We start from the raw sequence: 18,764 nt of genomic DNA on the forward strand, positions 1-18,764 counted from the left end.
CGCGTCGCACCTTTTGAAACAGGGTGCGATACGTGGGCAGACGGTGTCAGTCTACTTTTCGGCTTTCTCAGCGCCTGGGCTTGCCCTTGAACTTGCCGCTGCCACTGCGTCCTGGAGGCCCGGAGTCGGGAGTCAGCTGAATCAGCACCCCACTGATCCGGGTACGACGCAACGCCTCGACGGTCTCGTCGGCCAGATCCGCCGGCAGTTCCACGAGCGAGTGATCCGGTCTAATGCTGATGTGCCCGAAATCGCTGCGGCGCAGTCCGCCCTCGTTCGCGATAGCTCCGACGATGGCACCCGGCGCGACGTGATGCCGCTTGCCGACGCTGATCCGATACGTCGCCATCTCTTGACCGGTCTTGCGGTGATGAGAATCGGCCGCGTCAGCGTCGAACGAACGCGGAGGCCTCGGCTCGCGTGGCTCCCGGGGTGCGCGCGGCGGGGCGGGCGGCTCGGGCTTGAGCAGGAACGCTTCACCGTCGCGAGACTGCACGGCGAGCGCTGCTGCGATATCCGCGAGCGGAACGTCGTGCGCCTGCACGTAATCCTCGACGAGGCGGCGGAACAGAGCGAGATTCTCGCTCTCGAGGCTCTCGGTGATCGAGTCCCCGAACTTGGTGACACGCTGGGCGTTGACGTCGTCGACGCTCGGAAGCTGCATCTCGGTGATCGGCTGACGCGTCGCACGCTCGATCGCCTTGAGCAGGTGACGCTCCCGTGGCGCTACGAACAGCAACGCTTGACCGGCTCGGCCCGCTCGCCCGGTACGACCGATGCGGTGCACGTACGACTCGGTGTCATGCGGAATGTCGTAGTTGATGACGTGTGAAATGCGGTCGACGTCGAGACCACGCGCCGCGACGTCGGTGGCAACGAGAATGTCGATCTGGCCGTTCTTGAGCTGACCGATGGTCCGTTCGCGCTGAGCTTGCACGATGTCACCGTTGATCGCGGCCGCGGAGAAACCACGAGCGCGCAGCTTTTCGGCGAGCTCCTCGGTGGCCTGCTTGGTTCGCACGAACATGATCATCGCCTCGAACTCTTCGACCTCGAAGATGCGCGTCAGTGCTTCCAGCTTGCGCTGATGTGCGACCTGTACGTACCGCTGCGTGATGTTCGGTGCCGTCGAGGTCTTGGTCTTGACGGTGATCTCGACAGGATCGTGCAAGTACTGCTTGGAGATCTTGCGGATGGCAGCAGGCATCGTGGCCGAGAAGAGAGCCACCTGCTTGAATTCGGGAGTATCCGAGAGAATGCGCTCGACATCTTCCTGGAAGCCCATCTTGAGCATCTCGTCGGCCTCGTCGAGCACCAGATACTCGAGTCCGGACAGGTCCAAAGTGCCCTTCTCCAGGTGATCGATGACGCGACCGGGAGTACCCACGATGATCTGCGCACCCTTGCGCAGACCCGAGAGCTGAATACCGTAAGCCTGTCCGCCGTAGATAGGCAGGATGTGCAGCCCGGGGATATGCGAGGCGTACTTGCCAAACGCCTCGGCCACCTGCAGCGCGAGCTCACGCGTCGGCGCCAACACCAATGCCTGCGGAACACGCCGCGACACGTCGAGTCGCGAGAGGATCGGCACTGCGAAGGCCGCGGTTTTGCCGGTGCCGGTCTGAGCCAATCCGACGACATCGTTGCCTGCCATCAGCGGCGGAATAGTGGCAGCCTGAATGGGCGACGGTGTCTCGTATCCCACGTCCCGCAGGGCCTGTAGAACACGTTCATCGATTCCGAGGTCGGCGAAAGTAAGCTGCGGAGCTTCTTCGGACGCAGCGTCCGGGGCGGGGGTCGAGTCGGTAGGCGCCGGTGCCGACCTATTCGAAATTGCTTCGTCACTCGTCACGGCGGCATCCTGATTCGGCTCTGTTGTGCTCATATGCAACCCAGTTTAGTCCCTGCAACCGACCCAGTGGACCGTGTGCCGAGAATTCATGGTTGCGCACCCACCGGCCGACGCGGTTCTCGTCCCCCGATCCGGTCGACGGCGAGATCAGAGTCAGATATGGAGAGAAGCCCCGAACCTCCGTGCGACAACGGTTAAGGTCCACGCAGAGTTACACCAAAACTCGGTAGATCTGGCCGAAAGTTCGCAATCCGGACACCCCATCGGTAGTGCACCTTGGCCAAGAGTGTGATGAAATGCACATCTATTACGTCATTTTCCCGGAGGGGTCCCCAGTGCGAGAATATTCTGTACCCGCGTCGTTCACCATTCCCGAAGACGCGTCCATGGCCGATTCGGTGTTCCGGTACGCAAAGGAGTGCCCCAACCTCGTACCGTTCCTGCGCTTGCAGAACGGTAAATGGACCGAGGTCACCGCAGCTCAGTTCGCCAAGGAAGTATCTGCAGTCGCCAAGGGTCTCATTGCCTCGGGAGTCGAACTGGGCGATCGCGTCGCCATCATGTCCGCAACTCGTTACGAGTGGGTTCTCCTCGACTACGCGATCTGGACTGCCGGCGGATGCACGGTCGCAATCTACGAAACATCCTCACCGGATCAGGCTCAGTGGATCCTCGAGGATTCCGCTACCAAGATCCTGTTCATCGAATCCGTGGCACATGCCGAGGCGTTGAAAGAGGTCACCGAAGGTGCCGCCGACCTGCGTGAGGTACTGCAGATCGACGCAGGCGCAGTCGAAGAACTGAGCAAGCGCGGCGCCGCGATCACCGATGAAGAACTGCACACCCGTCGCAAGCAGGTCGGCGCGTCCTCACCTGCAACGTTGATCTACACCTCGGGCACCACCGGCCGTCCCAAGGGCGTACAGCTGACGCACTCCAACTTCTACGCCGAGGTCCAGGCCACTCAGTTGGCGCTGCACGACTCGATGAAGGAGGGCAACCGCACCCTCATGTTCCTGCCGATGGCACACGTGTTCGCGCGGGCGATCTCCTTCGGCGCATTCGAATCCAAGGCCACCGTCGGGCACACTGCCGACGTCACGACCCTCGTCGACCAGTTCGCCGTCTTCAAGCCGGACTTCATCCTGTCGGTACCGCGCGTCTTCGAGAAGGTCTACAACTCCGCCAAGCAGAAGGCGCACGACGGCGGTAAGGGCGGAATCTTCGACAAGGCCGCCGCAACTGCAATCGAGTGGAGCGAGGCCAAGGAAAAGGGTGGGGCAGGCCTCGTCCTCAATCTTAAGCACGCACTGTTCGACAAGCTCGTCTACTCCAAGCTGCGGGCGGCCCTCGGCGGCAATTGCACACGGGCGGTCTCCGGCGGCGGCCCCCTCGGTGCACGCCTCGGACACTTCTTCCGCGGAATCGGCGTCCCGGTGTACGAGGGATACGGCCTCACCGAAACCAGCGCCGCAGTCACGGTCAACACCACGGCCGAGCAGCGCGTGGGAACGGTCGGCAAGCCGATCAACGGTCACGCGGTCAAGGTCGCCGAGGATGGGGAACTCCTCCTCAAGGGACCAGTGGTTTTCAGCGGCTACTGGCACAACGATAAAGCGACCGCCGAGTCGATCGTCGACGGGTGGTTCCACACCGGGGACCTCGCCTCCATCGATCAGGACGGTTATGTCTCCATCACCGGCCGCAAGAAGGAAATCATCGTCACCGCCGGTGGCAAGAACGTTGCACCCGCGGTGCTCGAGGACGCGCTGCGCGCACACGCGCTCATCAGCCAGACCCTCGTCGTCGGAGACGCCAAGCCCTTCATCGGCGCCCTGATCACCCTCGATCCCGAAGCTCTTCCCGGTTGGAAGCAACGCCACGGGCTGGCCGAGAACGTTCCCTTCTCGGAACTGTCGACCAATGTCGATCTCGTTGCCGAGATCGACAAGGCCGTCGCCGAAGCGAACAAGAAGGTCTCCAAGCCCGAGCAGATCAAGAAGTACAAGATCCTCGAGCAGGACTTCACGGTGGAGACCGGTGAGTTGACACCGACGCTCAAACTCAAGCGGAACATCATCCACAAGGAGCGCAGCTCGGTCATCGAGTCGATCTACAGCTGACTTAAACCGTGTGACGTGCATGTCTGCTGTTCGGGCATGCACGTCACACCTTTATGTCTATACATCCGAGCATGAACTCGGCAGCGTCGAGCGAGACGGTCCGGTGGATCTTCTCGTGCAATAGATCATGACCGGCATTCTCGTACTCCTTCAGCTGAGCACTCAGTACCGACGGAATCCACGTGCGAACTGCGTCTATCGACGCCATCCGGTCGTCCATGCCGTGCAGCGCCAGGACAGGCACAGTCGAACTGCGTAGATCAGCGACGGCTGCACCTACAACCGACTTCGGGGTCGCACACAACACCGCCGAACTGAACCGGCTCGAATCTTTGTCGAGAGCGGCAATCGCGGTTGCAGCGCCCAGCGAATGTCCCATCAGCGCCACCGGAATGCCGTCCCGCTCGGACTGCGCGATCGCCGCGAGCTGAAGGGCGTTGTCTGCTAGACCGGCGATCTGCGACGCATCGGACAACTCGCCCTCGGTGAGCCCGTGGCCGACGTGGTCGATGGCCCACACATCGATGTCGCGGCCGTTCATCACCCGCGCGAACCGGTGGTAGTTTCCGCTGTTCTGTCCCAAACCGTGGAGGAACACCACGATGAGACGGGGGTGTGCCGTCGTCCATGATCGGTAATGGACGGCACCAGTGACTCCCTCGAAAAACGGCATTGGACCATCTTGCCTGTTTCGCTTTCGTGTCGGTGCATTCCCCTACAGTTATGCGCGTGTTCCTCTTGGACGATCAGGTAATTTACAGCGCCAGCGACCTCGCGGCGGCCGCGTCCTGCGAGTTCGGGCTACTACGACGCCTCGACGGCCTGAACGGTCTCGTGCCGCGTATTGCCGCCGAACCCGACCCGATGTTGGAGCGCACATCAGCACTCGGCCTGGCACACGAGCGCACGCAGCTGGCACGGTTCGAAGAGCAGTTCCCGGGCGGAGTGTTGACGATGGAGAGGCCGGGCCGCACCCGGCAAGAACTCGCCGACGCCGACTGGTCGACCTTCACGGCGTTGACCTCCCGCACCCCGGTGCTCTATCAGGCGACCTTCTTCGATGGCCGATTCCTCGGATTCTGTGACTTCCTGGTTGTCGACGGGGACCGCTACACCGTCTACGACACCAAATTGTCTCGTCATGCAAAGGTTCCTGCGCTCCTTCAGTTGGCGGCGTACGCAGACTCACTGCAGCGCGGTGGGATCACGCCGTCCGATCACGTGCATTTGATGCTCGGCGACGGCAGCACTTCGAGCCACACCATCACCGAAATACTTGCCGTCTATCGGCAGTCCCGCGAGAACCTTCAACGCGTACTCGACGAACACCAGGCGGAGGGGACCGCCGTCGAGTGGGCAGATACGAAATATTCCGCATGCGGCAGGTGCGATACCTGCTCGGTGCAGGTCGAGGAACACCGAGACCTGATTCTTGTTGCTGGTATGCGGAGTTCGGCGCGCGAGCGACTGATCGATGCAGGCATCTCGACGATAGAAGAGCTCGCCGCCTCGGCCGATCCAGTGGAGGGTATGTCGGACAGAACGTTGACGAGTCTGCGGGCACAGGCCGCACTACAAGTGCGTCAGGAGCGCACCGGCGCCGCCGAATTCGACATCTTCGACGCTCAGGGTCTCGGCTCGATCCCAGAACCGGACCCTGGTGACATCTTCTTCGACTTCGAAGGCGACCCGCTCTGGGCCGATCCGGCAAATCCGAACGACTGGGGTCTGGAGTACCTCTTCGGTGTTCTGAACACGGACTTGTCCTTCGAGCCGTTCTGGGCACACGACCGCAACCAGGAACGTCAGGCGCTGATCGACTTCCTCGACTACGTCACGGCCAGACGCGTGAAATACCCGAACATGCACGTCTACCACTACGCCCCGTACGAGAAGACTGCGTTACTTCGGCTGGCCGGCAGGTACGGCGTCGGCGAGGACGTGGTGGACGACCTGCTGCGACACGAGGTCTTGGTGGATCTGTATCCGATCGTCCGCGCGTCGGTTCGCATCGGTGCCAGGTCCTACAGCATCAAGAAGCTCGAACCGCTGTACATGCCCGAGGACAGATCGGGAGACGTCACGAATGCGGCGGCATCGATCGTCGAGTACGCACACTGGTGCGAGTTCCGCGATGCAGGCGAGGATGCAGCGGCGGCGGAACTGCTGAACGAGATCGCCGAGTACAACCGAACGGACTGCGTCTCGACGATCGAGCTCCGCGATTGGCTTCTCGCCAGGGCTTCCGATGCCGGGGTGACCCCTCGCAAGCCGAGCGAACCGGTCGTGGAAAGGGAAGACACTGCAACCCCACTGGAAACCTCGCTCGGCGAGTACGCCGGACTGCCCTCGAATCGAACACCGGCTCAGCAGGCGGTTGCCATGTACGCCGGCGCCGTCGGTTTCCACCGGCGCGAACGTAAGCCTTTCTGGTGGGCGCACTTCGACAGACTGACCGACCCTGTCGACGAGTGGGCCGACGCCGCCGACGTCATGAAGATCGATCACGTGGAAGTTCTCCACGAGTGGATGAAAACTGCTCCACGCCAACGAGTTCTACGTAGAAAGCTGAGACTCGTCGGCGAACTGTCCAATGATGTCATCGGCGGAGTGGGCCATACGGTCAGACTGTTGTACGACAATCCGTCACCTGCGGGGTTGGACAAGCTGCACCCGACCCATCGTGGATCGTCCATGGCGAAGATCGTCGACGTCGGATTCGCCGGCACCCGAGATGCCGTCATCGTCGAGGAATCTCTGCGAGCGGGCACCGATCCGTATTTCGATGCTCCGATCGCGACAGCTCCGGACCGACCCGTACCCACCGCAAGCCTCGAGTCCGCGATCGAGACAGCCGCCACCGAGGTGGACGACACGCTGCCCGATTTGCCACTGACCCCCGTAGCCGACCTGATGACGCTGTCGCCACCTCGAACCACATCGGGCAATCCGCTTCCACCCGTGAACGGAAACGACTATGCCTCGGCTATCACTGCAGCGCTTCTCGACCTCGACCACTCGTACCTTGCGGTTCAAGGCCCACCCGGAACCGGAAAGACCTACACCGCATCCAAGGTGATAGCCCACCTTGTGCGCGAGCATCATTGGCGCATCGGAGTTGTCGGACAATCACACATGGTGGTCGACAATCTTCTCGCCACCGTCGTCGAGGCAGGAGTCGAAGCCCGATCGGTCGGTAAGAAATCACCGACCGAACAGACCGTATTGAAAGAAGCCGAGTACCCGGGCTTCGTTGCCGACGCAGATCGCGGCTGCGTCATCGGCGGGACGGCATGGGACTTCTCGCATTCCACCCGGGTAGTGCCTGGGTCGCTCGATCTTCTCGTCATCGACGAAGCCGGCCAATTCTCACTGGCCAACACCATCGCCGTCGCCGGTGCAGCTCGAAATCTGTTGCTACTGGGTGATCCGCAACAACTCCCCCAGGTAAGCCAGGGAACCCACCCCGAACCCGTCGACCGATCGGCGCTCGGTTGGCTCGCTGCCGGACACGGCGCCCTTCCTGCCGATCGCGGCTACTTCCTGGCCACCACGTGGCGCATGCACCCGGCGCTGTGCGCGCCGGTATCGGCGCTGGCGTACGAGGGGCGCCTCGAGTCGAACCGTGAGGTGACCGAGGCACGAAACCTCGACGGACTCGCCCCCGGCCTGCACACCGTCCTAGTCGATCATCACGGGAACTCGACGGGCTCGCCAGAAGAAGCCGCGGAGATCGCCACTCGCATTCAGGGACTGATCGGCAACGAATGGACGGACCCTGCCTCGTTCGAGGGGACCCGAGCACTCGCGGCATCGGACTTTCTCGTCGTCGCCGCATACAACGCCCAGGTCGCTGTCATCCTCGCCCACCTCACAAAGGTCGGCCTCGACGAGGTAATGGTGGGAACTGTCGACAAGATTCAGGGCCGTCAGGCTCCGGTGGTCCTCGTCTCGATGGCCGCCTCCTCCGTCGACGATGTTCCCCGCGGAATGGGATTTCTACTCTCACGCAACAGACTGAACGTGGCAATCTCGCGTGGCCAGTGGGCTGCATTTCTCATCCGGTCCCGCAGCCTCACCCAACACCTCCCCACGACCCCCGACGGGCTCGTCACCTTGGGAACCTTCATGGCACTGAGTAATCGCGGGCAGGAGAATCGCGAGCAGGGGAAACGGCGGGCGTGACTAGCCGAAGTTCTTCGACTCTCCTCGGTAGGTCGGAATCGCCGTCCGTCCACCGTCCGCATCGATTACGTACAGCGTGTCGAAGCGCTCGCACACTTCACCTGCCTTGGCGTGACGGAACCAGATTCGGTCACCGATCGCCACCGATTCGGCACCACGCAGCGGCGTCTGAACCTCGCCTGCACCTTCGTTTCGGATCAGCTTCAACCCGCCGCGCGTCAGCCCGCGCACCGCATTCGAGAACCCGACGGGCAACGGCACTCGTGTAGCCGACACCGGCCCCGAGGCGATGTACCCGCCCCCGAATGCTGTCGCGATCGACGCGGTGGGCTTACGGAGAACCGGCAACGCGAAATACAGGGCCGGATTCGACGGAAAAGCTTTGTAGCGGTCGAACAGTGCGGGCAGGAAAAGCCCTGAACCGGCGGTGACCTCGGTGACGACGGGGTCTGCCGAGGTCACCTCGAGTGAACCGGTGCCACCACCATTGACGATTTCCAATGGCCCGACAATGTCGGTCACTGCGCTGACCACTGCCTTGCGCCGTACCAGAAGCTCCGATGCCGATAGTCGCTTCATCAGCTCGACAGCGGGATTCGAGTCGGGCAACCCCGCAATCTGGGCTTCGTAGAACATCACTCCGACGACATCGAAGCCTCGCGCATGCGCGATGCGTGCGAATTCGGCGACCTGCGCAGGCTCGCGTAGCGGCGAGCGTCTCACCCCGATATGGGCGGGTCCGATCCGCAGCGAAGCGTCGACATCGATACAGATGCGCGGGGCGAGTCGATCGGAACCGGCTGCGGCCCGGATGATGTCGAGATGTGCGACGTCGTCGACCATGAGAGTGATTCGTGAAGACAGCACCGGATCACGGGTGATCGCGGCAAGGGAGGTGGTGTCCACGCTCGGATACCCCATGAGAATGTCCTCGACGCCATCGACTCCGTGCTGATCACCGGCGCCTGCGAGCCATAGTGCTTCCGCCGCCGAGTACGCCATGATTCCCTGGAACCCTTGCCCGACAGCAGCATTCGATCCAGCCGTAGTTTCGGTGACCCGATCCCGTCCGAGGACACGGCCGAGTATCGCTCGTGATCGCACCGACTTGCTGGCGACCCGAACCGGTAGCGCATTACTGCGAGCAACCAACTGGGAGGCATTGAAGTCCAATGCAACCGAGTCCACAGCAGCGAAAGGTGGTTCCAGGTCCTTGGTGGCCGAAGCGATACGGTCGAGGGCCGCGTCATGTGTGGCTGAGTCGTGCGTGATCCGACCGAGAAGTGACGTCACTGAGCTGTCTTCCTTTTCGTCTACTCGTTACTACCTGATCGAAACTGTCCGATCGAAACTGCGGGGGCTGTCAGTCAAGCTCTGAGAGCACCGTTTGTCCCAGCGACCGTCACAGATCGACGGCCTTGGCTGCTATCAGAGCAGACAGTTCATCGAGCTGCGCGATCACTGCCATCTCATCTCGATCCACCAGCCAACGCAGGACCATACCGTCGATGACGGCCATGCCGAACCGTGCCACTGCGTCAGTTGGCTCCAGCCATCGGATACCGGTGTGAGCGGCGCAGCGCTCGAGGAATGCTAGGGCTTCGGCGTCGCGGATAGCGTACTGACCGGTGGCGATCCGGGCTGCCTGTTCCGAACCGAGTGCGCGGTGGCGCAGGAGGTACGTCTTGATCTCGTAGGACAGCAGTTGCCGGTCCGCGGACTGCTCGATGACCGGCCAGATACCACTCAGGCCGCTGTGCACCAGTTCGCGCAGTCCGCGCACACCAGAGAGATCGCGTGCATCCACCGCTCGATCGAATGCGCCGTGTAACGCGCCGGTCACCTCGGCGATCAGCCGCTCGCCCATGGCAATGACGAGCGCTTCCTTCGATTCGAACCAGTAGTAGACAGCAGCCTGGGTGACGCCCGCTTCTTCGGCGACGCCGCGAACGGTCAACGCCTCGAGGCCGACGTGCTCGGCTCGCTGCACCGCATATGCCACCAACTGCGCGCGGCGCGCATCTGCCGACAACTGGGTCTGCATGCCCACGATAGTAGGCCCAGGCAGAGCAATGCGCCGGAAAAATTGACCGTGTCGGGCGTGCGATCCATAGTTATGCCATGACGGGGCATACGTGGAAAAATTGGGCCGGGAATCAGACCGCACGTCCGGCGGAGTACCTCGCGCCTCGAACGATCGACGAGCTGAGGTCGGTGGTCCTACGGGCAGCCGAGAGTGTTCTTCGCGTCAAATGCGTCGGTGCCGGCCATTCGTTCACCTCGATTGCCGTGACGGACGGATTACAGGTCAGTCTCGACATGCTCTACGGAATCGAATCTGTTGTCCCTGGGGCCGACAGCTCCACCTTGGTGACCGTGCGCGCCGGCACTCGACTGCGAGAGCTGACGGCTCGTCTGTGGGACCTCGGACTGGCGATGACCAATCTCGGCGACATCGACTCTCAATCCGTGGCGGGAGCAATCTCGACGGGTACTCACGGGACCGGCGCACGGTTCGGCGGCCTCGCCACACAGGTTCGCGCCCTCGAGATCCTCACCGCCGATGGGCAGCTGATCAACTGTTCGGCGACGACCGACAAAGACCTCTTCGACGCTGCCCGTGTCGGACTCGGTGCGCTCGGCATCATCACCAAGGTCACCTTGGCCTGCGAGCCCGCCTTTGCGCTGCATGCCGTCGAGGCACCGGCGACGCTCGACGGAACGCTTGCGCACCTTCACGAGTCCGTCTCCGGCGTCGACCACTTCGAGTTCTATTGGTTTCCGCACACCGATCGGGTGCTGACCAAGCGAAACACGCGGCTACCGGCGGACACGCCACTGTCCCCGCTCGGGTCGGTTCGGGCCTACATCGACGACGAGTTGTTGTCCAACACGGTCTTCGAGGTCGTCAATCAAGCAGTGACGAGGTTTCCCCGTGCAACTCCGCGCATCAACATGTTCTCTGCACGGGCATTGTCTGCTCGCGAGTTCACCGACCGTAGCTATCGGGTATTCGCGTCCTCCCGCACCGTCAGGTTCCGCGAAATGGAGTACGCGGTACCGGCAGAATCGACCACGTATGTGTTGCGCGAAATCGATCGATGGCTGGAGTCTTCTGCCGTCACGGTCGCGTTTCCCGTAGAAGTGCGGTTCGCTGCGGGGGACGACATCTGGCTCTCGACCGCCTACGGCCGAGATACCGCTTACATCGCCGTCCATCAATATCACCGCGTGGACCATCGCGAGTATTTCGACGCGGTCGAAGCGATTGCGCGCAGTGTCGGTGGCAGGCCGCACTGGGGAAAGCTGAACTCGCTTCGGGCCGAGCAGTTCGCCGGAACGTACGAGCACTTCGACGACTTCTGCGACATCCGTGACAAGTTCGATCCGGACAGGTTGTTCGACAACGAGTACCTTCAGCAGCGGCTACGCAAGTAGGCGCGGGCCGAAGACCCGGGTCCGGCGAGAGCACCGCTTATCGTGGAGTGATGTTGAAGCGTGCACTATCCGGTCTCCTTGCGGCAGGAGTGATTCTCGGCGTCGGCGAACTCGTCTCGGTTCCCTTCGGGCCGAACTCGTCTCCGTTCTATGCCGTGGGCTCGGCGGTGGTCGACAACACCCCCGAAGCAGTCCGCGAATGGGCGATCGACACCTTCGGCACCTCCGACAAAACGGCCCTCTTCGTCGGGATGTCACTGATCATCGCCGCGCTCGCAGCCCTCGCGGGCATAATGCGCGCTCCACGCGGCGCCGTGCTGTTCGCCGGACTCGGCGTCGTCGGGGTGGTTGCAGCGCTGACTCGTAGCGGAAACAACCTGCTCGACGCCATCCCGACCGTCACGGGAGTCGCCGTCGGGATCGTGGTGTTGAATGCGCTGCTCCGCGCCACCGACGCACCCGAGCCTGCACAAGGCATGAGCAGGCGGAGTTTCCTCGGCCTTGCCGTTGCTGCGGGGGCGCTCGCGGTAGTTGCCGGAACCGCCGGCCGGATGATCGGTCAAGCCCGCAACGTCACGGCCAACCGCCTCGCATTTCTGCTTCCGACGCCGAAACCACAAGTTCCGATCCCGCCCGGCGCCGATCTGAACACCACGATGAACATCGACGGCCTTCCGTCATACATCACCCCGAACGAGGACTTCTACCGAATAGACACCGCACTGGTGCTACCGCAAGTGTCTTCGGACATCTGGAAACTCCGTGTCCACGGCATGGTGGAGCGGGAACTCGAGATTACCTTCGAGGATCTGATGCAACGCGAAGCCGTCGAAAAGACCGTGACCCTGACCTGCGTCTCCAACGTCGTCGGCGGCGACCTGGTCGGCAATGCCACCTGGATCGGTTACCCGCTGAAAGATCTTCTCGAAGAAGCCGGGGTCCAAGACGACGCCGACATGGTGCTCTCCTCGAGCCACGACGCTTTCACCGCAGGAACCCCACTGGAGGTGCTGCTCGACGGCCGCGATGCCCTCCTCGCAGTCGGTATGAACGGCCAACCGTTGCCCGTCCGCCACGGATACCCAGCCAGGTTGGTGGTGCCGGGACTCTACGGCTACGTCTCTGCTACCAAATGGGTCACCGACCTCGAAGTGACCCGATTCGACAAGGTCACCGCATACTGGACCGACCGGGGATGGGGCGAACTCGGACCGATCAAGACCGCCTCACGCATCGACACGCCCCGCTCCGGCGGAACCGTCCCGGCAGGAAAGACCATGATCGCCGGCGTCGCCTGGCACCAGCACCTCGGAATTTCGGGGGTCGACGTCCAGATCGACGAAGGCAACTGGATGCCCGCGACGCTGTCCGAGGAATACTCGAAAGATACCTGGCGGCAATGGGTCCTCGAATGGGACGCGCCACCGGGCAATCACACCATTCGTGCACGAGCCAGCGACGCGAACGGTGACATCCAGACATCCATGACCGCCGACACCGTACCCGACGGCGCAACCGGATACCCGCAAGTTTCGGTATCCGTCAGCTGAACGACGCGCGAATCGAGTTGTCGTACAAAATCTCTCGCTCACGTTCGGTCAGACCGACCTGATCGGTCAGGGCAGCGAAGTTGTCGTCGACGTAGCCGCCGAAGTAAGCCGGATCATCCGAATTCACCGTCACCACGAGCCCCCGCTCGATCATCCGACGAATCGGATGATCGGCAAGCGTATCGACGACCTTGAGCCGAACATTCGAAAACGGACAGACGGTCAATGGAATTTCCTCTTCGACAAGACGATTCACCAACGCCTCGTCTTCCAGACAGCGAACCCCATGATCGATACGTTCGGCGCCCAGTAAGTCCAGCGCCTGCCAGATGTATTCGGCCGGGCCTTCCTCGCCCGCATGAGCAACCACATGCAAGCCTTCCGCCCGCGCACGCGCGAACACATCCACGAACAACGAAGGCGGGAAACCCACCTCCGCCGAATCGAGACCGAGGCCGATGATCGGCGCCTTCATCGCCAACAAATCCTCGAGCAACTTGTTGGCATGCAAGACCGGCTTGTCCCGCAGAATCGAAGCGATCAAACCGCTCGTGACACCGAACTCCCGCTCGCTCGACGCCGCAGCATCGGCCAACCCCTCCACCACCGCCTCCAGCGCAACACCCCTGCTGGTGTGGGCCTGAGGATCGAAAAAAACCTCCGCATGCGTGATACCCGCAACCCTGGCACGCGCGAAATACGCCCGCCCCAGATCGGCGAAATCCTCAGCAGTACGCAACACCGAAGTATTCGCATAATAAAGATCGAGAAACGACTGCAGATCCGTGAACTCGTACAACCCACGCAACTCGTCGATATCCGCATACGGCAACCGAATACCGTTACGCTCCGCGAACTGGAAAATCTGATCGGGCTCCAACGAACCCTCGATGTGCATGTGCAATTCAGCGAGAGGCAAACTCATCCACCCCACATTACTTGCCCGAATAAACCGCCTTACCAGGGCCGTTCTCCAGAAAACTCTTCACCGCACCGCGTAAATCCTCGGTCTCGAACAACGCCCCCGACACCTCCGACGTGATCTCGTCAGCATGCGCGATTCCACCCGAACGCCACGCTGCCACAATCTTTTTCGTGGCAGCGTGAGCCACCGTCGGACCGGCGGCCAACCGCTCGACCAGGGAACGAGCAGCCGCGTCGACATCAGGGTGGATGGCGTTGACGACGCCCCACTCGCGCATCGTCTCGGCGTCGTACAGATCTCCGGTCATGACGAGCTCGCGAGCGCGACCCGAACCCGCCCGTTCGGCCAAGCGCTGCGGGCCGCCCATCGACGGAGTCAGCCCGACGACGGTTTCGACGAGGCCGAATTTTGCCTTCGGTCCGGCGAGGATGATGTCGCAGGCGAGGGAAATCTCGAATGCCGCGGTCAGGGTCAGACCGTGAGCGGCGTAGACGACCGGGCACGGCAGTGCCTCGAGCGGATGTGCGATGTCAGCGAAAAGCCGGTGCCACGTATCGGCACCCTGCTGCGCGGTGAGGCCCTCGAAGACCTTCACATCCACCCCAGCGGAATTGACCTTGCCCTCCGCGCGCAGCAGCACCGCACGCGGCGGGCGTGCAGTCAGATCAGCTACATCGGCGGCGACGGCGTCGAACATCGCCTGATCGAACAGATTGAGCGGTCCGTGATCGAAAGTCAGGACGGCAACCTCGGCGCCGGCATCTGTGGAGTATCGAACTAACGAAGTGGGGTGATCAGCCATGTGGTCAAGCGTGCCACATCGCCATATCAGCGGAAGTTACCCACGGGCACATTTCCAACGAGAGTCATTCCTTGGAGGAATACATCAAGCGCAGCTTGTTCGACTCGGACCACGACGCGTTCCGCGAATCCGTCCGCGAGTTCGTCACCCGCACCATCACCCCACGCGAAGAGAAGCTGATCGAACAGCGCTTCATCGACCGCGACATCGGGCTCGAAGCGGGCCGAAACGGGTTCCTAGGACTCGAGGTTCCAGAAGAATACGGTGGCAGCGGCGCTGAGGACTACCGCTTCAACGCCGTCCTCGGTGAGGAGCTCTCCCGCTCGAGCGCGGCAGTGGCGTCGTGCTTCGGAATTCACGTCGACATCGTCGCACCGTATTTGGTCAAACTGACGACCGAGGAACAGAAGCAGCGTTGGCTGCCGAAGTTCTGCACCGGCGAGCTTCTCACCGCGATCGCGATGACCGAGCCCTCCGGAGGCTCCGACCTCGCCGCGTTGAAGACCACCGCGGTCAAGGACGGCGACGACTTCATCATCAACGGGTCCAAGACGTTCATCACCAACGGGAACAGTGCCGATCTCATCATCGTCGCTACCCGCACCACGCCAGAAAAGAAGGCGAAGGGCATCACGTTGTTCGCCGTCGAAAAGGACGCGGTGGGGTTCTCCCGTGGACGCAAGCTCGACAAAGTGGGCCAACCCGAGTCCGACACCGCCGAGCTCTTCTTCGAAGATGTTCGTGTGCCCGCGAGCAACATGATCGGCGAATTCGACGGGGGGTTCATCCACATGATGCAACTTCTCCCCCAGGAACGCATCAGCTGCTCGGTTGCCAATCTTGGGCACACACGGCCGATCCTCGAAGAGACACTGCAGTACGCAAAGGACCGCAAGGCCTTCGGCCAGCAGATCGGTTCGCTTCAGTGGAACAAGTTTCTACTCGCCGAGCTGACCACGAAACTCGATGCGGCGCAGGCATATATCGACAACTGCATCGTCGCTCACGGTGCCGGTGAACTCACTGCCATCGATGCTGCGAAAGCAAAGTGGTGGAGTTCGCAGGTACAGAACGAGATCCTCGACCACTGCGTGCAGTTGCACGGCGGCTACGGGTTCATGAACGAGAACCGAGCGGCTCGCGCATGGAAGGACGCACGTGTGACCAAGATCTGGGCCGGATCGAACGAGATCATGAAGGAACTGATCGGACGCGATCTCGGGTTGTAGCGCGCACGCGTGGGGGAGTACGTCCAGATGGGCCGCACTCCCACACGCCTGCGGTGGAGTCGCACAGTACAAAGGCCGGATACTCGAAGATTTCTCTTCGGATATCCGGCCTTTGAAAACTCGGAGTCGGACAGCTTAAGCCGTCAGCATTTCCGGGTGGCGATCCTTTAGGGGGATCAGATAGCGCGAACGCCGGTGGCCTGGGGGCCCTTCTGGCCCTGTCCAACCTCGAACTCCACGCGCTGACCCTCGTCGAGAGACTTGAAGCCAGTTCCCTGGATCTCGGAGTAATGAACGAACACGTCAGGTCCGCCACCATCCTGCTCGATGAAGCCGAAGCCCTTTTCGCCGTTGAACCACTTAACACTGCCCTGCGTCATACCGTAAACCTTCTGTAGCGAGCTGGACCTTCACGTCGAAGCTCCAATCTCACTCCCGATCATGCCATTCATTTGTCATTTGCGATACGCCGGGGTGAAAAAAGTCTGAAAACTTATTTTTCGGCGGGCCCGGATACCCTTGGCCCGGTGGATTCCCATCATCACGACATTGTCCGACTCGCCTGGTCCCGACGCCTCGGGCTGCCTGACGCGGCTCTGAAGCCCGGCATCCGATATCTGCAGGTAGACCCCGATGCGACCGAGGTCACGTTCCTGCGACTAGGGGACGCGAGCGCTCTGGTGGGCCCGGAGCAGGTGTTGGAGGCCGCAGAGCACCGATCCGACGAGGAGCTGGCCGACCGTGGAACTCTCTCACTGCTGGAGTCGTCGGTATCCGGACGCAGCCGCGGACCCATCGTCCTGTCCTATGCCGCCGACATCGGCACGACCATCGATCTTCACGACCCACTCATTTCCCACGACCTCGGGCACGTTCTCACACTCGACGCCCTGTGCGCGCCCGATGACGTGCTCAGCGCTGATCTGACGCGCAAGCGGTCGTGGTTCACCCTCCTCGCCGACGATCGCCCGGCAGAGTCCGCCGCGCCCCTGTCCTGCGCGGCGTACCTCGAATGGGAAGGCATTCTTGCCGACGTCGGCGTTCTGACCGCACCGCTCGCACGCCGACGCGGCAACGCTCAGGTCGTCGCACGGCTCGCGACGAACGACGCGATAGACGAGGGACTGATCCCGCAGTGGCAGACGAGCGCGGAGAACGGGACCGCCCGAAGGCTCGGTTCACGTCTCGGCTACGAGGAATGGGGCGTGTTCACCTCCGTCGAGCTGGGATCTACGTAACGTTGACTCCATGACGTACGTCGAACCAGGCAAGGAATTCAACAGAGACACCAACTACATCGAAACGCGGATAACCGCCGACGGGCGCGACGGCTACGCCGCAGAGCCCGGTCGCTACCGACTCGTCGCCGCCCGGGCGTGCCCGTGGGCGCACCGATCGATCATCGTTCGTCGACTTCTCGGACTCGAGGATGTGCTGTCGCTGTCGATTCCCGGCCCGACGCACGACCCGCGCAGTTGGAACTTCGACGAGGAACCTGGGGGCGTCGATCCAGTGCTGAAGATCGAGCGCTTGCAGGAGGCGTACTTCGCGCGCTTCCCCGACTATCCGCGCGGAATCACCGTTCCCGCGATGGTCGAGATCTCCACCGGTGAGGTCGTCACCAACAACTACCCGCAGATCACACTCGACTTGTCCACCGAGTGGAAGCAATACCACCGCCCGGGCGCACCGGATCTGTATCCCGAACCGCTGCGCGCCGAAATCGACGAAGTAGCCCAGCGGGTGTTCACCGAGGTCAACAACGGTGTGTACCGCTGTGGTTTCGCCGGATCGCAAGAGGCCTACGACAAGGCATACGACCGACTGTTCACCGCCCTCGACTGGCTCGCCGGACGTCTGAGCGGCCAGCGCTATCTCGTCGGCGACACCATCACCGAAGCCGACGTCCGACTGTTCACCACGCTCGTGCGGTTCGATCCGGTCTACCACGGCCACTTCAAATGCAACCGCAGCAAACTCAGCGAGATCCCGGTGCTGTGGAACTACGCGCGCGATCTGTTCCAAACACCCGGATTCGGCGACACGGTCGACTTCGACCACATCAAGCGGCACTACTACCTCGTGCACACCGATATCAATCCGACGGGCATCGTACCCAAGGGGCCGAATCTGCACGGCTGGCTCGAGCCGCACGGACGCGAATCACTCGGTGGTCGCCCGTTCGGCGAGGGCACTGCCCCCTCCCCGCCCAAGTCCGAGGAAGTGGTGCCGCCCGATCATTGGGTTCCGGCGTAGGTTCCGAAACTCCAGTGGACGCCCTCGGGGTCGCGGCAAGTGAACCCTCTACTGCCGTAGTCCTCGTCTCGTAACCCCTGGGTGACGTCGCCACCGGCGGACACGACGCGGGCGTGGATCGCGTCGGGTTCGTCGGTGACGATGTAGACGGACCCGACTCCTGGGGGGAGGCCGCAGAGAGCACTGCCCTCCCGGACGCTCCCGAGCATCACGCCTCCTCCTGTCGGCCACAACAGTTCCGCGTGGTCGACACGGTCACCCTCTCCGTAGACTGCCTTCTCCACGAAGCCGAGGACATCGACGAGGTATCCGATGGCGGCATGCGCGTCGTTGTAGTTGAGGGTGGGCCAGATCGTTGTTCGAGTCTTGGTGCTCTTCTTCGAAGTCATCGTTGTTTCAGTCAT

Annotated in this window: 15 protein-coding genes; 7 read left to right on the plus strand and 8 right to left on the minus strand. The window is 62.2% G+C overall.

Annotation, left to right across the window (positions count from 1 at the left end; genetic code table 11):
- Positions 1-67 precede the first annotated feature (67 nt).
- Positions 68-1,885: a DEAD/DEAH box helicase gene (locus BJI47_RS08715; protein WP_254900470.1), complete on the minus strand. Its 1,818-nt coding sequence runs from the start codon at positions 1,883-1,885 to the stop codon at positions 68-70.
- Positions 1,886-2,187: 302 nt separating this feature from the next.
- Between BJI47_RS08715 and BJI47_RS08720 the strand changes: the two genes are divergently transcribed.
- A complete protein-coding gene (locus BJI47_RS08720) occupies positions 2,188-3,975 on the plus strand; it encodes a long-chain fatty acid--CoA ligase (RefSeq protein ID WP_176224750.1) in 1,788 nt (595 codons plus the stop codon).
- A 43-nt stretch (positions 3,976-4,018) separates the two neighbouring features.
- Here BJI47_RS08720 and BJI47_RS08725 read toward each other — a convergent pair whose 3' ends face one another.
- Entirely contained in the window at positions 4,019-4,648 is a 630-nt protein-coding gene (locus BJI47_RS08725; RefSeq protein WP_088943351.1) for an alpha/beta hydrolase, read from the minus strand.
- A gap of 56 nt (positions 4,649-4,704) precedes the next feature.
- On the opposite strand from BJI47_RS08725, the gene BJI47_RS08730 reads away from it, so the two are divergent.
- Positions 4,705-8,160, plus strand: coding sequence for a bifunctional RecB family nuclease/DEAD/DEAH box helicase (locus BJI47_RS08730; RefSeq protein WP_088943453.1), 3,456 nt, complete (start codon positions 4,705-4,707; stop codon positions 8,158-8,160).
- On the opposite strand, the gene BJI47_RS08735 is transcribed toward BJI47_RS08730, so the two are convergent.
- Positions 8,161-9,453, minus strand: coding sequence for an amino acid deaminase/aldolase (locus BJI47_RS08735; RefSeq protein ID WP_254900471.1), 1,293 nt, complete (start codon positions 9,451-9,453; stop codon positions 8,161-8,163). It lies immediately after the preceding gene.
- Between the two features lie 109 nt (positions 9,454-9,562).
- Entirely contained in the window at positions 9,563-10,204 is a 642-nt protein-coding gene (locus BJI47_RS08740) for a TetR/AcrR family transcriptional regulator (protein ID WP_088943352.1), read from the minus strand.
- A 77-nt stretch (positions 10,205-10,281) separates the two neighbouring features.
- On the opposite strand from BJI47_RS08740, the gene BJI47_RS08745 reads away from it, so the two are divergent.
- Positions 10,282-11,598: a D-arabinono-1,4-lactone oxidase gene (locus BJI47_RS08745; RefSeq protein WP_088943353.1), complete on the plus strand. Its 1,317-nt coding sequence runs from the start codon at positions 10,282-10,284 to the stop codon at positions 11,596-11,598.
- A 50-nt stretch (positions 11,599-11,648) separates the two neighbouring features.
- The gene (locus tag BJI47_RS08750) at positions 11,649-13,148 is read left to right on the plus strand and encodes a molybdopterin-dependent oxidoreductase (RefSeq protein WP_088943455.1); all 1,500 of its coding nucleotides are present in this window, start codon (positions 11,649-11,651) and stop codon (positions 13,146-13,148) included.
- Here the strand turns inward: BJI47_RS08750 and BJI47_RS08755 are convergent.
- Both BJI47_RS08755 and BJI47_RS08760 read right to left on the minus strand, forming a co-directional pair.
- Positions 13,141-14,073 carry an adenosine deaminase gene (locus BJI47_RS08755; RefSeq protein ID WP_088943354.1) on the minus strand — a complete coding sequence of 311 codons (933 nt, stop codon included), beginning with the start codon at positions 14,071-14,073 and terminating at the stop codon, positions 13,141-13,143. The genes BJI47_RS08750 and BJI47_RS08755 overlap by 8 nt on opposite strands.
- A 10-nt stretch (positions 14,074-14,083) precedes the next feature.
- The gene (locus BJI47_RS08760) at positions 14,084-14,875 is read right to left on the minus strand and encodes an enoyl-CoA hydratase/isomerase family protein (protein WP_088943355.1); all 792 of its coding nucleotides are present in this window, start codon (positions 14,873-14,875) and stop codon (positions 14,084-14,086) included.
- Positions 14,876-14,958: 83 nt separating this feature from the next.
- On the opposite strand from BJI47_RS08760, the gene BJI47_RS08765 reads away from it, so the two are divergent.
- Positions 14,959-16,104, plus strand: a complete 1,146-nt coding sequence (locus tag BJI47_RS08765; RefSeq protein WP_088943456.1) for an acyl-CoA dehydrogenase family protein — start codon at positions 14,959-14,961, stop codon at positions 16,102-16,104.
- Between the two features lie 176 nt (positions 16,105-16,280).
- Here the strand turns inward: BJI47_RS08765 and BJI47_RS08770 are convergent, their stop codons facing one another.
- Positions 16,281-16,484 carry a cold-shock protein gene (locus tag BJI47_RS08770; RefSeq protein ID WP_068369974.1) on the minus strand — a complete coding sequence of 68 codons (204 nt, stop codon included), beginning with the start codon at positions 16,482-16,484 and terminating at the stop codon, positions 16,281-16,283.
- Positions 16,485-16,631: 147 nt separating this feature from the next.
- Here BJI47_RS08770 and BJI47_RS08775 point away from each other — a divergent pair, with 147 nt between their 5' ends.
- Both BJI47_RS08775 and BJI47_RS08780 read left to right on the plus strand, forming a co-directional pair.
- Positions 16,632-17,342 carry a GNAT family N-acetyltransferase gene (locus BJI47_RS08775; RefSeq protein WP_088943356.1) on the plus strand — a complete coding sequence of 237 codons (711 nt, stop codon included), beginning with the start codon at positions 16,632-16,634 and terminating at the stop codon, positions 17,340-17,342.
- A gap of 10 nt (positions 17,343-17,352) precedes the next feature.
- Entirely contained in the window at positions 17,353-18,360 is a 1,008-nt protein-coding gene (locus tag BJI47_RS08780; protein WP_088943357.1) for a glutathione S-transferase family protein, read from the plus strand.
- Here BJI47_RS08780 and BJI47_RS08785 read toward each other — a convergent pair.
- Positions 18,342-18,749 carry a VOC family protein gene (locus BJI47_RS08785; protein WP_088943457.1) on the minus strand — a complete coding sequence of 136 codons (408 nt, stop codon included), beginning with the start codon at positions 18,747-18,749 and terminating at the stop codon, positions 18,342-18,344. The two genes, BJI47_RS08780 and BJI47_RS08785, sit on opposite strands and share 19 nt — an antisense overlap.
- Positions 18,750-18,764: the final 15 nt, after the last annotated feature.

This window comes from Rhodococcus sp. 1168, from assembly GCF_002091955.1.
Lineage (GTDB): Bacteria > Actinomycetota > Actinomycetes > Mycobacteriales > Mycobacteriaceae > Rhodococcoides.

Bases quoted from the DNA above. Each gene is read 5' to 3' on its own strand.
- BJI47_RS08750 (WP_088943455.1), top strand. From the start codon at position 11,649: ATGTTGAAGCGTGCACTATCCGGTCTCCTTGCGGCAGGAGTGATTCTC.
- BJI47_RS08755 (WP_088943354.1), bottom strand. From the start codon at position 14,073: ATGAGTTTGCCTCTCGCTGAATTGCACATGCACATCGAGGGTTCGTTG.
- BJI47_RS08770 (WP_068369974.1), bottom strand. From the start codon at position 16,484: ATGACGCAGGGCAGTGTTAAGTGGTTCAACGGCGAAAAGGGCTTCGGC.
- BJI47_RS08745 (WP_088943353.1), top strand. From the start codon at position 10,282: ATGACGGGGCATACGTGGAAAAATTGGGCCGGGAATCAGACCGCACGT.
- BJI47_RS08740 (WP_088943352.1), bottom strand. From the start codon at position 10,204: ATGCAGACCCAGTTGTCGGCAGATGCGCGCCGCGCGCAGTTGGTGGCA.
- BJI47_RS08780 (WP_088943357.1), top strand. From the start codon at position 17,353: ATGACGTACGTCGAACCAGGCAAGGAATTCAACAGAGACACCAACTAC.
- BJI47_RS08725 (WP_088943351.1), bottom strand. From the start codon at position 4,648: ATGCCGTTTTTCGAGGGAGTCACTGGTGCCGTCCATTACCGATCATGG.
- BJI47_RS08785 (WP_088943457.1), bottom strand. From the start codon at position 18,749: ATGACTTCGAAGAAGAGCACCAAGACTCGAACAACGATCTGGCCCACC.
- BJI47_RS08760 (WP_088943355.1), bottom strand. From the start codon at position 14,875: ATGGCTGATCACCCCACTTCGTTAGTTCGATACTCCACAGATGCCGGC.
- BJI47_RS08715 (WP_254900470.1), bottom strand. From the start codon at position 1,885: ATGAGCACAACAGAGCCGAATCAGGATGCCGCCGTGACGAGTGACGAA.